Annotated in this window: 11 protein-coding genes and 1 riboswitch; of the genes, 4 read left to right on the plus strand and 7 right to left on the minus strand. The window is 71.1% G+C overall.

Annotated features, from left to right (window positions below; genetic code table 11):
* The coding region (locus tag ACIF9R_RS09785) for a hypothetical protein (RefSeq protein ID WP_399976796.1) at positions 1–296 on the minus strand (296 nt) is incomplete at its 3' end.
* Between ACIF9R_RS09785 and ACIF9R_RS09790 the strand changes: the two genes are divergently transcribed.
* Together ACIF9R_RS09790 and ACIF9R_RS09795 are read left to right on the plus strand one after the other, a co-directional pair.
* Positions 295–1,203 (plus strand): hypothetical protein, encoded by a 909-nt coding sequence (locus tag ACIF9R_RS09790; protein ID WP_399976799.1) that lies wholly within the window; start codon positions 295–297, stop codon positions 1,201–1,203. The two genes, ACIF9R_RS09785 and ACIF9R_RS09790, sit on opposite strands and share 2 nt — an antisense overlap.
* Before the next feature lie 206 nt (positions 1,204–1,409).
* Complete coding sequence (locus tag ACIF9R_RS09795; RefSeq protein ID WP_399976802.1) at positions 1,410–2,762, plus strand: IS701 family transposase; 1,353 nt, start codon at positions 1,410–1,412, stop codon at positions 2,760–2,762.
* A 160-nt stretch (positions 2,763–2,922) separates the two neighbouring features.
* Here ACIF9R_RS09795 and ACIF9R_RS09800 read toward each other — a convergent pair whose 3' ends face one another.
* The 6 genes from ACIF9R_RS09800 to gcvT all read right to left on the minus strand — a co-directional run bounded on the left by ACIF9R_RS09800 (position 2,923) and on the right by gcvT (position 9,143).
* Positions 2,923–3,822 carry a nucleotidyl transferase AbiEii/AbiGii toxin family protein gene (locus tag ACIF9R_RS09800; protein WP_399976805.1) on the minus strand — a complete coding sequence of 300 codons (900 nt, stop codon included), beginning with the start codon at positions 3,820–3,822 and terminating at the stop codon, positions 2,923–2,925.
* The gene (locus ACIF9R_RS09805) at positions 3,822–4,436 is read right to left on the minus strand and encodes a hypothetical protein (RefSeq protein WP_399976808.1); all 615 of its coding nucleotides are present in this window, start codon (positions 4,434–4,436) and stop codon (positions 3,822–3,824) included. The genes ACIF9R_RS09800 and ACIF9R_RS09805 overlap by 1 nt, the downstream gene beginning before the upstream one ends.
* 253 nt (positions 4,437–4,689) lie before the next feature.
* Positions 4,690–6,057 carry an L-serine ammonia-lyase gene (locus ACIF9R_RS09810; RefSeq protein ID WP_399976811.1) on the minus strand — a complete coding sequence of 456 codons (1,368 nt, stop codon included), beginning with the start codon at positions 6,055–6,057 and terminating at the stop codon, positions 4,690–4,692.
* A 162-nt stretch (positions 6,058–6,219) separates the two neighbouring features.
* Positions 6,220–7,476 (minus strand): serine hydroxymethyltransferase, encoded by a 1,257-nt coding sequence (gene glyA / locus ACIF9R_RS09815; RefSeq protein ID WP_399976814.1) that lies wholly within the window; start codon positions 7,474–7,476, stop codon positions 6,220–6,222.
* Between the two features lie 14 nt (positions 7,477–7,490).
* Positions 7,491–7,868 carry a glycine cleavage system protein GcvH gene (gcvH, locus tag ACIF9R_RS09820; protein WP_399976817.1) on the minus strand — a complete coding sequence of 126 codons (378 nt, stop codon included), beginning with the start codon at positions 7,866–7,868 and terminating at the stop codon, positions 7,491–7,493.
* Positions 7,869–8,024: 156 nt separating this feature from the next.
* Positions 8,025–9,143: a glycine cleavage system aminomethyltransferase GcvT gene (gcvT, locus tag ACIF9R_RS09825; RefSeq protein ID WP_399976820.1), complete on the minus strand. Its 1,119-nt coding sequence runs from the start codon at positions 9,141–9,143 to the stop codon at positions 8,025–8,027.
* Between the two features lie 166 nt (positions 9,144–9,309).
* A riboswitch (glycine riboswitch) is annotated at positions 9,310–9,409 on the minus strand.
* A 222-nt stretch (positions 9,410–9,631) separates the two neighbouring features.
* On the opposite strand from gcvT, the gene ACIF9R_RS09830 reads away from it, so the two are divergent.
* Both ACIF9R_RS09830 and ACIF9R_RS09835 read left to right on the plus strand, forming a co-directional pair.
* On the plus strand, positions 9,632–10,300 hold the full coding sequence (locus tag ACIF9R_RS09830) for an AAA family ATPase (RefSeq protein ID WP_399976823.1): 669 nt from the start codon (positions 9,632–9,634) through the stop codon (positions 10,298–10,300).
* Positions 10,301–10,352: 52 nt separating this feature from the next.
* Positions 10,353–11,132 (plus strand): enhanced serine sensitivity protein SseB, encoded by a 780-nt coding sequence (locus ACIF9R_RS09835; RefSeq protein ID WP_399976826.1) that lies wholly within the window; start codon positions 10,353–10,355, stop codon positions 11,130–11,132.
* The last annotated feature ends 114 nt before the right edge of the window (positions 11,133–11,246 follow it).

Here is an 11,246-nt window from a genome sequence, read left to right on the forward strand (position 1 = left end):
GCTGCCCCACCGGTTTCCGTCGCGCCACCGGCGTCCGCCGGGCCGTCGGCCCCCGCCGCCCCACCGGCCCCCGCCGCGGGACCGGTGTCCGCCGCCCCACCGGCTTCCGTCCCGCCACCGGTGTCCGCTGCCCCACCGGTTTCCGTCGCGCCACCGGCGTCCGCCGGGCCGTCGGCCCCCGCCGCCCCACCGGCCCCCGCCGCGGGACCGGTGTCCGCCGCTCCACCGGCTTCCGTCCCGCCACCGATGTCCGCCGGGCCGTCGGCTTCCGTCGGCGCCCCGGCCCCGACGGACATGGCGGCGCAGCCGACCAGCCGCGGGGCCCTGTCGGACACCGACGAGAGCGGAACGGCCGTTCCCGTCGGCGTGGCGTCCGCCCCGGCGCCTTCCCCGTCCCAGGGGGCCTCCGCACGTCCTCACCGGGACCCCACCGCACCGGCTCAGCGGTCCGAGCCGCCCGCGTTCACGGGCCGGCCCTCCGGACCCGCCCCCGACGCCGGCACAGCCGAGGACGACACCCCGCTCGGGACGCCGCCGTCCGAGGACGACACCCCGCTCGGGACGCCGCCGTCCGAGGACGACACCCCGCTCGGGACGCCGCCGTCCGAGGACGACACCCCGCTCCGGACGCCGCCGTCCGAGGACATACACCGCCGGTGGATCGCCGGCCAGGTGAGCGCGGACGACCTGCCCGGCGACGCGCCGAGGCTCCCCGGCACCGAGACCGTCACCCTGGCCGAACTGAGGGACGCGGGCGTCGAGATCACCCCGGGAATGGACGTCGAGGCACAACTCGGCGGAGGCGTACGGGGCGGCGGGCTGGCGCCGCTCGACCAGGTGCGACTGCTGCTGGCCCGCCCCGGCCCGTGGCCGGACGCCCTCGACTCCGTCGCGGCCACGGTGTCGCGCCGGATCTGGCATACGGCGTTCACGGACTTCGAGGGCACGACCCCGAACGCCGCGCAGGCGTGGCGCACGGCCCTCGGACTGCTCCTGCCGGGCGAACCCGACGCCGTGCTCGCGGACTGGCGGTACGCCGCGGAGGCGTACCGCGACGCGGTACGCCGGCTCGTCGGCCTCCTGGCGGCGGAAGGGACGGACCCCCGGACGATCGCGCGTCTCGCCGCCCGGTACCGGGAGATCCTCGGACTGCCGCCCCTCGGGACGGACACGCGACAGCCGGACGAGCGGAGCGAGCGGTGAACGAGGTGGGGCGAGTAGAGCGGCCGCGCTCCCCCGCCCCCCCGGGGAGGACACCGCGCCCCGACTGCGCCGAAGAAACGAACGCGCTGGTCGGGGTCGGCCCGCTCAGCCACGGCAGCTGTAAGTCTTGATCGTTGAGGCCTCCGTGCAGGTCAGGGTGGGGGTGGCCGCGGACACGGGAACGGCCACCGTGATCATTGACGTGTGTGAAGACGATCAAGAACCAGGTGGCCGTGGAGGCCACGATAGCCGAGCGGGTCTGGACGGCGGCGTTCGGCTCGCTGATGGCGGCGGCGGCCGTCTGCTTCCCGCGCCGGGACTTACGGATGCTGGGCCGGGCGATGAGGCAGGGCATGCTGATGGAGCTGGAGCGGCGCAACTGCTGGACCCTCGCCGAGGCGCTCGGGCACGACGGGCCGCACCGCCTGCAGCACTTCCTCTCGCGCGGCGTCTGGAACCATGACCTGGCCCGCGACCGTCTCGCCGCCTGGGTCACGGCCGAACTCGCCGACGACGAAGCCGTGTTGATCGCCGACGAGACGGGTGACGAGAAGTCCTCCACCGACTGCGTGGGAGCCTCCCACCAGTACTCCGGTGCTCTTGGCGGGGTGGGCCTGTGCCAGGTCGCCGTCCATCTCACCTATGCCTCGCCGCGCGGTCACGCCCTGATCGACCGCGAGCTCTACCTGCCCGCCGCCTGGGCCGAAGGCGAGGAGCGCAGACTGCTGCGGCACGTGCCCGACGAGGTCACCTTCGCCACCAAGCCCCAACTGGCCGCCGCCATGCTGCACCGCGCCCAGCAACTCGGCCTTCCAGCCCGCTGGTTCACCGGCGACGAGGTCTACAGCAGCCTGGAGCTGCGCCGCACCGCCCGCACCCTGGGCTTCGACTACGCCCTGGCGGTCAGGGCCGACCATCGCGCGAGCACTGCCGTGGACCGCTTCAGCGCCACCGAGCTGGCGGCGAAGGTGCCGGCCAGGGCCTGGATGCGACGACGTACGGGCAACGGCACCAAGGGCGACCGCCACTACGACTGGGCCCTGATCGACGTCCTGGCCGACGACGCCCCCGTGGACCGGGACGAGGCCGGGCACGCGTTCCTCGTCGTGCGCCGCCACCGTTATACCCGCGAACTGTCCTTCTACCGCTGCCACTCCACCACCCCCGTCAGCCTCGCGGTCCTCGTGAACATCATCTGCACCAGATGGAAGATCGAGGAGGATTTCCAAGGCGCGAAGGGCCTGGCGGGACTCGACCAGGGCCAGGTGACCTGCTGGACCTCCTGGATGCGCTGGAGCCTGATCAGCCTTTTCGCCGCCGCCGTCCTCGCCGTCACCCACGCTGCCACCCGCACCGTCGACGGAACCGAACACGGCCTTCAACTCGCCCCGGCCAGCGGCCGCGAACTCCTGACCGTCCTGCGGATCACCGCACTCCCCACGCCCCGCCGCGACCTTGAGCACGCCCTGCACTGGTCTGCCTGGCGCCGTCACCACCAGCACCAGGCCACTGAGGCCCACCGCCGATGGAACAACATCACCGCGGCAGCGACCACATGACCAGAGCCGGACGATCAAGACTTACAGCTGCCGTGTCTGTGAGCTGCTGGTATCACGCAGAGTGAGTAATATTACGACGGTCAGACAAGATCATGTACCGACTCGTAATGCGTAGGTTCCGGGTTCGCCCAGAAGGCCTGGTCGGTCGGCCAGGTCTGGTTCATGACCACGTCAGGGTCGCCGCACTCCAAGTGAGGGTGACGGCGTCGCCGTTGAGAAGTGTGTCTGCGAAGGCAGTGACCTGCCGGACGACGTCCGTGAAGCGTTCGGGGTAGCTCGTCGCGGCGGTGCCTTGTCGGCGGCGCCAGGCGGCGTACGAGGTCTGGCGCCGCTCACCGAGGTCGGTGATGGTGGTACTGAGGGGTTTCAGGGCGATGCCGCGGTGTGTGGCGGTGGCGGTCAGCGCTGTGGTGAGTTCCTGGCCGTCCAGGTCGTTGAGGGTGAGCAGGCGGTAGAGGTCGCCGTAATCGCGGTCGCGGGTGTTGAGGTCGCCGAGTGACATGGCGGTGGAGAGTTTTTCGGCGATGACGGTGGCGAGTGGGTAGCCGAGGATCTGGAAGCTGTCCGTCGTGAGTTGCTGCGAGTAGTCGATGATCCTGGGGCCGGGGGTGACGGGGTCGCCGAAGCTGATATCGAGTTGGAGCTTGAGTCGTGCTCGGGCGATGGAGGCGGCCATGGACAGGCGCAGACCGTGGTACTCGTCCTCCTCACGAATCGGGACGGTCTTGAGCGTCGTGGGATCGAATGCGACGCCGTCGTCGATCTCGGTGGCGGCGATGGCCGCGACCCTGCGGATGATCTCGGTTTCGGTGCCTGGGAACGAGCGGCCGAGGATGTCGATGTCGCGAGTCATTCGACGTGCGCCGAACTGGGCGAGCAGCAGGCCACCCTTGAGGACGAAGTGTTCCCGGCCAAGCGGCGATGTGGCCAGGCGGTAGAGGAACCGTTCGAGGACGTACTCGACCATGACCTCGTCCGTGGACCGGCTGTTGCGGCGGGCCAGGTTGCGCAGGTCGTTGTAGACACGGCCGGCGGTGGTGTCGCGGGTGGGGTTGGCCATCAGGCGAGCACCGCCTCTACGGCGGGGCGGATGACGGAGAGAGCGTCCAACTCGCGTGCGATGTGCTGGAGTTCGCCGACCCCGCCGCGTCCGCTTCGGCGCAGGTAGCGGCCGAGCGCGGAGAGGGCGAGGTTCTCGCCGATGCGGCTGCGGTGGCGCATTGCGTCGACGACGCTGCGGGCTGCGTTGTACACGGGGATGCTCTCTCCCGGGGCTGCTTCGAACCGTTCGACGCCGAGGCCGAAGGTCTTTGCGGCGTACTGCGCCACCACGGTCGGCGGGTAGGAAATCGTCGGGCGGCGTGTACCGCGCGGCACGGCGATGTGTACTGCTGCGGGGATGTCGTCGACCAACTCATGCAGGGCCAGGGCGGATTCACCGCATACGACGGCGCGAGGGGCCCGTGCGCACACGGCCAGCAGATCCGCGTGCGCGGTCTCCGGGGCGTCTGCCCGCCGGTACACCCCACGGGAGAGTTCGTCTATCTCCGCTTCCGTGACCAAGTGCGCCAGATCGCGAGGGGAGAGTAGGGCCAGACGTGCTTGCGCCGTCGTGAATGTGGGGGAGAGGCCGGCCAGCCGCTGTTCCAGGCGCGAGTTTTCCGCAGCGTCCATGTATCGAATGATACCCCTCGGGTGGGCCCAGGGGTTCGATTTGATACGTCCAGTGGTGGGTGAGCGGTGTGTCCGGCGTTGATCACGTACCGCGAACCCGCAGGTCAAGAGCACCTTCCGTGGGGACTTCCCAGGGATTTTTCAGGGACTTTCACGTCTGCCCCAGGGAGCTTCCAGGGACTTTCCGCCGCGTAAGCAAGGAAGGCCCTGACAGCGCTGAAAGAAGCGAACGCGCAGGTCAGGGCCCATCCCGTCAGCACTCGATGATGTTGACCGCCAAGCCCCCGCGCGCCGTCTCCTTGTACTTGACCGACATGTCCGCGCCGGTCTCCTTCATCGTCTTGATGACCTTGTCGAGCGACACCTTGTGCGAGCCGTCGCCGCGCATCGCCATCCGGGCCGCCGTGACCGCCTTCACCGCGGCCATGCCGTTGCGCTCGATGCACGGGATCTGGACGAGGCCGCCGACCGGGTCGCAGGTCAGGCCGAGGTTGTGCTCCATGCCGATCTCGGCGGCGTTCTCCACCTGTTCCGGGCTGCCGCCCAGTACCTCCGCGAGGGCACCCGCCGCCATCGAGCAGGCCGAGCCGACCTCGCCCTGGCAGCCGACCTCGGCGCCGGAGATGGAGGCGTTCTCCTTGAAGAGCATGCCGATCGCGCCGGCCGCCAGCAGGAAGCGGACCACGCCCTCCTCGTCGGCGCCGGGGACGAAGTTCATGTAGTAGTGCAGGACGGCCGGGATGATCCCCGCCGCGCCGTTCGTCGGTGCCGTGACGACCCGGCCGCCGGCCGCGTTCTCCTCGTTCACGGCCATCGCGTAGAGGGTGATCCACTCCATGGCCAGGGCCTGCGGGTCGCCCTCGGAGCGCAGCTTGCGCGCGGTGTTCGCGGCGCGGCGGCGCACCTTCAGGCCGCCCGGAAGGATGCCCTCGCGGGTCATGCCCCGGTTCACGCAGGCCCGCATCACCCGCCAGATCTCCAGCAGGCCCTCGCGGATCTCCTCCTCGGTCCGCCAGGCGCGCTCGTTCTCCAGCATCAGGGCGGAGATGGACAGGCCGGTCTCCTCGGTGAGGCGCAGCAACTCGTCGCCCGTGCGGAAGGGGTACTTCAGGACCGTGTCGTCGAGCTTGATGCGGTCCGCGCCCACCGCCTCCTCGTCGACGACGAATCCGCCGCCCACCGAGTAGTACGTCTTCGACAGCAGCTCCGCGCCGGAGGCGTCGAACGCCCACAGCGTCATGCCGTTGGCGTGGTACGGCAGCGCCTTGCGGCGGTGCAGCACCATGTCGTCGTCGTAGGAGAACGCGATCTCGTGGTCACCGAGCAGCCGGAGCCGGCCGCCGTCCTTGATCTTCTCCACCCGTTCGTCGGCCGACTCCACGTCGATCGTGCGCGGCGCGTCGCCCTCCAGGCCCAGCAGCACCGCCTTGGGCGTGCCGTGGCCGTGGCCGGTGGCGCCCAGGGAGCCGTACAGCTCCGCCCGCACCGCGGCGACGGAGTCCAGCAGGTCCTCGTTGCGCAGCCGCAGGGCGAACATCCGGGCGGCCCGCATCGGGCCCACCGTGTGCGAGCTGGAGGGGCCGATGCCGATCGAGAACAGATCGAAGACCGAGATGGCCACGGGAGGACTCCTAAGGGTGTGGCGGACGACGCTGTCCACCGGGGAGGGGCGGTTCGCGGAAGAAACAACGTTTCTGCGGGGTGCATGGTGCGGGGCACCGCGCCCACCGACCAGTGTGCGCGATGCCCCGTGGGTCCGTACGGATGAAGGCGTACGGAATGACTACAGACCGGGGTACAGCGGGTGCTTCGCGGCGAGTGCCGTCACCCGGGCCCGGAGCGCCGCCACGTCGAAGGACGGCTTCAGCGTCTCGGCGATCACGTCCGCGACCTCGGTGAAGTCCTCGGCCGTGAAGCCGCGGGTGGCCAGCGCCGGCGTGCCGATGCGCAGCCCCGAGGTGACCATCGGCGGGCGGGGGTCGTTCGGGATCGCGTTGCGGTTGACGGTGATGCCGACCTCGTGCAGCCGGTCCTCGGCCTGCTGGCCGTCCAGCTCCGAGTTCCGCAGGTCCACCAGGACCAGGTGCACGTCCGTGCCGCCGGACAGCACGTCCACGCCCACGGCCCGGACGTCGTCCTTCACCAGACGCTCGGCCAGGATGCGGGCGCCCTGAAGGGTACGGCGCTGGCGCTCCTTGAACTCCTCGGTGGCGCACACCTTGAAGGCGACCGCCTTCGCGGCGATCACATGCTCTAGCGGACCACCCTGCTGACCGGGGAAGACCGCGGAGTTGATCTTCTTGGCCAGCTCGGCCGTGGAGAGGATCACCCCGCCGCGCGGACCGCCGAGGGTCTTGTGCGTGGTGGTCGTCACCACATGGGCGTGCGGGACCGGGTTCGGGTGCAGGCCCGCGGCCACCAGGCCGGCGAAGTGCGCCATGTCGACCATGAGGTAGGCGCCGACCTCGTCCGCGATCCGGCGGAACGCGGCGAAGTCCAACTGGCGCGGGTACGCCGACCAGCCGGCCACGATCAGCTTCGGCTTGTTCTCCTTGGCCAGCCGCTCGACCTCGGCCATGTCGACCTGGCCGTCGTCGCCGACGTGGTAGGCGACCACGTGGTAGAGCTTGCCGGAGAAGTTGATCTTCATGCCGTGGGTCAGGTGCCCGCCGTGCGCGAGGTTCAGGCCCATGATCGTGTCACCGGGCTTGAGCAGCGCGAACATCGCGGCCGCGTTGGCCTGCGCACCCGAGTGCGGCTGCACATTGGCGTGCTCGGCGCCGAAGAGTTCCTTGACCCGGTCGATCGCGATCTGCTCGATCACGTCGACGTGCTCGCAGCCGCCGTAGTAGCGGCGGCCGGGGTAGCCCTCGGCGTACTTGTTGGTGAGGACCGAGCCCTGGGCCTCCATGACCGCGACCGGGGCGAAGTTCTCCGAGGCGATCATCTCGAGGGTGGACTGCTGGCGGTGCAGCTCGGCGTCGACCGCGGCGGCCACCGCCGGGTCGAACGCGTGCAGGGACGTGTTCAGAAGCGACATGCGGAAACGACTCCTCAGCCCGCGGTGTGGGCTTCGTACTCGGCGGCGGTCAGCAGGTCGGCCGGCTCGTCGGTGACGCGCACCTTGAACAGCCAGCCACCCTCGAAGGGGGCCGAGTTCACCAGCGACGGGTCGTTCACGACGTCCTCGTTGACCTCGGTGACCTCACCGCTCACGGGGGAGTACAGGTCGCTGACCGACTTGGTCGACTCCAGTTCGCCGCAGGTCTCGCCCGCGGTCACGCTGTCACCGACCTCGGGGAGCTGGACGAAGACCACGTCGCCGAGCGCGTTGGCCGCGTGCTCCGTGATACCGACCGTCGACACGCCGTCCTCGGCGGCCGTCAGCCACTCGTGCTCCTTGCTGTAACGCAGCTGCTGGGGGTTGCTCATGGTCTTGATTCTCCTGTACGGGGGACGGTGGATGACCGGGTGCCGACCGGGGGCCGGCCGGATGGACGACTGAGGGGACCGTGTGCGGCGCGGCTGAGGCGAGCGGGCACGACCCGCTCACGTCACGCGCGGAGACGGAAACCGTCTACGACGGTGTCACTTCCGCCGCTTGTAGAACGGCAGCGCCACGACCTCGTACGGCTCGTGGCTGCCGCGGATGTCCACGCCGACGCCCTCGGTGCCGGGCGCCGCGTGCGCGGCGTCGACGTACGCCATCGCGATCGGCTTGCCCAGCGTGGGGGAGGGGGCACCGGACGTGACCTCGCCGATCACCTCGCCGCCGGCCACGACCGCGTACCCGGCGCGCGGGACCCGGCGGCCCTCGGCGACCAGGCCGACCAGGACGCGCGGCGGCTCGGCGGCGGCGCGCTCGGCGGCCTCGGCCAGTGCGGCGCGGCCCACGAAGTCGCCCTCCTTCTCGAACTTCACCACCCGGCCGAAACCGGCGTCGAAGGGCGTCAGCGAGGTGCTCAGCTCGTTCCCGTACAGGGGCATGCCCGCCTCAAGGCGCAGCGTGTCCCGGCAGGACAGCCCGCACGGGACCAGGCCCACGCCCTCGCCGGCCTCGGTCAGCGCCTGCCACAGCCCGACCGCGTGCTCGGGCCGCACGAACAGCTCGAAGCCGTCCTCGCCGGTGTAACCGGTGCGGGCGATCAGCGCGGGGACGCCGGCGACCGTCCCGGGCAGACCGGCGTAGTACTTCAGGTTGTCCAGGTCCGCGTCGGTGAGCGAGGCGAGGATCTTCTGGGACTCGGGGCCCTGCACGGCGAGCAGTGCGTACGCGTCACGGTCGTCCCGCACCTCGGCGTCGAAACCGGCCGAGCGCTCGACGAGGGCGTCGAGCACGGTCTGGGCGTTGGAGGCGTTGGCGACCACCATGTACTCCGACTCACCGAGCCGGTAGACGATCAGGTCGTCCAGGATGCCGCCGTCCTCGCGGCAGATCATGGTGTAGCGGGCGCGGCCGGGCTTGACGCCGCCGATGTTGCCGACGAGGGCGTGGTCGAGGAGCGCGGCGGACTCCGGGCCGGTGACCGCGATCTCGCCCATGTGCGAGAGGTCGAAGAGGCCGGCCTTGGTGCGCACGGCGTTGTGCTCGTCGCGCTCGGAGCCGTAGCGCAGGGGCATGTCCCAGCCGGCGAAGTCGGTCATCGTCGCGCCGAGCGAGCGATGCAGGGCATCGAGCGCGGTCCGGCGAGGTTCGGTACTGCTCATCGGTCGGTCTCCCAAAGGCGATGAGGGAAGGCGAGGGCGGTTCCTCCCCATCTGTCATCGGAACCTGAGAGGTTCGCCATGACCGCCCGCTCAGGGGAAGATCACGGTTTGCACCTTGGGTGGAGCCACTGGAGCACGGCTGCAGCGGCCCGCTTTTCAGATGTGCCTCGCCCGCGCGGTACGGGGCCTGAGAGATTCAAGGGAGGGACTTGCTCCTTCGGCGCCCCGGCGACACACAGTGCCGGGGACTCTCCCGCGCGGATTCAAACGGCCGGTATGCAGTTGGCGCGCACATCATTGCACGCATCGTGGGGGCGCGGCAGGGGGACCCTTTCCCTAGGGTGCACAGGGTGTGCGGGCACGGTCACAGGGAGCTGTGACAGGCCTGTATCAGGAAAGGCACGGAAACGAGAGACCTTGGCATTACCTTCTCTTTACACGCAGCGGGGACGCGGCCGCACAGCCGGTCCCAGGGGAGGACCATCACGGTGAACAGGACCACGGCGTGTGCCACCACCACAGGCGTCGCACTGCCCCCGCAGCCGGCCGGCCGGGTCCGCGGGGCCCGCGGCGCGCTGCCGGCCCCCGTCGTCCGCGATCTGCGCGAGCGGGGCGGCCGCAGCCCGCGCGTACTGCTCTTCGGGCCCCGCGACCTGGTCGTGGTCACCGGACTGCCCGGCAGCGGAAAGTCCACGCTGATGCGCCGCGCGGTCCGCGGGGCCCGCGTCGACTCCCAGGACACCCGCGACCGCTGGGACCGCCGCGTGCCCCGCTTCCTGCCCTACGCGATCTACCGGCCCCTGGTCCGCCTGGCCCACTACGCCGGCCTGCGCCGTGCGCTGCGGGCCGGTGGGGCGGTCGTCGTCCACGACTGCGGGACCCAGGCCTGGGTGCGGCGCTGGCTCGCCCGGGAGGCCCGCCGCCGGGGGGCGAGCCTGCATCTGCTGCTGCTCGACGTCACCCCGCAGCAGGCCCTGGCCGGGCAGCGTGAGCGCGGCCGGGGCGTCTCCCGGTACGCGTTCGGTCGCCATCGCGCCGCGAGCGACCGGCTGTTGCGCGCGGTGGAGCGCGGCCGGCTGCCCTCGGGCTGCGGTTCGGCGGTGCTGATCGACCGGGACGCCGCGAACGCGCTGCGCAGGATCGGCTTCGCGGGCTGACCGGATAGCCTTGCCGCCACAGCAGTGGTTCCAGGCAGGCGGTAGGCGAACGATGGACTTCCCGGCGGACTTCCCGGATCGGACACACCCCCATCCGCACGGTGGATGGCCCGGCAACGAGCTGGAGGAGGTGCTCTCCGCCTCCTTCGGCGTCCCCTCGGCGGGGGCCCGGATCATCGAGGTGCTGGCCCGCAGTTTCCTCTGGATCCCGCTGCCGAACGGCGGGGGCCCGCACAGCGGCCCGCTGGACCTGCCCACCATGGAGCTCGACGGCCAGGCCTACGTCCCCGTCTTCAGCTCCGAGGAACAGTTCCGGCAGGTCGTCGGCTCCCACATGTCGTACACGATCGCGCCCGCCGTGGAGTTCGCCCGCGGTCTGCCGCCGCAGGCCGGGATCGCGGTGAACCCCGGGGGCGTGGTCTCGGCCCCGCTGCCGCCGGCCGCCGTGGCCGAGCTGTGCCGGTCCGGACGTGGCCCGCTGGACGGCCCGGCGAGCGGCGGCCGGGTCCGGCTGTTCGAGCCCGACTGGCAGGACGACCCGCTGGACTTCCTGGGTGCCGCCTCGGAGGAGTTCGACGCCATCGGCGTGGTGACCACCGCCCGCCGCTGCCTCGCCGCGATCGAGACGGAGGCCCCGGTCCTCTTCGTCGGCGTGGAACTCTCCCACGGGGAGGCGGACGCCCGCACCCTCCCCCTGGACGCCCTCGGCCGGGCCCTGGGCCGCACGCCGGCCCCCTGGCCGGTCAACCTGATCCTGATGGACATCGCCCAGGACCCGGTCGCCGACTGGATGCGCACCCGCGTCAACCCGTTCTACACACGCTGGCGATAACGCCCCCCCAGGGGCGCGGGACCGTACCGACGTGCGGCTCCGCCGCGTGGGCGCAACCACCCACCACGCACCGGCACCCGCCGCACGGGCTTCACCATCCGCCCCTCCGGCGCC

Source organism: Streptomyces sp. NPDC086080, assembly GCF_044540255.1.
Lineage (GTDB): Bacteria > Actinomycetota > Actinomycetes > Streptomycetales > Streptomycetaceae > Streptomyces.

Coding starts and splice junctions, on each gene's coding strand:
- gcvT (WP_399976820.1), bottom strand. CDS start 9,143: ATGAGCAGTACCGAACCTCGCCGGACCGCGCTCGATGCCCTGCATCGC.
- ACIF9R_RS09805 (WP_399976808.1), bottom strand. CDS start 4,436: ATGGACGCTGCGGAAAACTCGCGCCTGGAACAGCGGCTGGCCGGCCTC.
- ACIF9R_RS09790 (WP_399976799.1), top strand. CDS start 295: ATGGCGGCGCAGCCGACCAGCCGCGGGGCCCTGTCGGACACCGACGAG.
- ACIF9R_RS09800 (WP_399976805.1), bottom strand. CDS start 3,822: ATGGCCAACCCCACCCGCGACACCACCGCCGGCCGTGTCTACAACGAC.
- glyA (WP_399976814.1), bottom strand. CDS start 7,476: ATGTCGCTTCTGAACACGTCCCTGCACGCGTTCGACCCGGCGGTGGCC.
- ACIF9R_RS09835 (WP_399976826.1), top strand. CDS start 10,353: ATGGACTTCCCGGCGGACTTCCCGGATCGGACACACCCCCATCCGCAC.
- gcvH (WP_399976817.1), bottom strand. CDS start 7,868: ATGAGCAACCCCCAGCAGCTGCGTTACAGCAAGGAGCACGAGTGGCTG.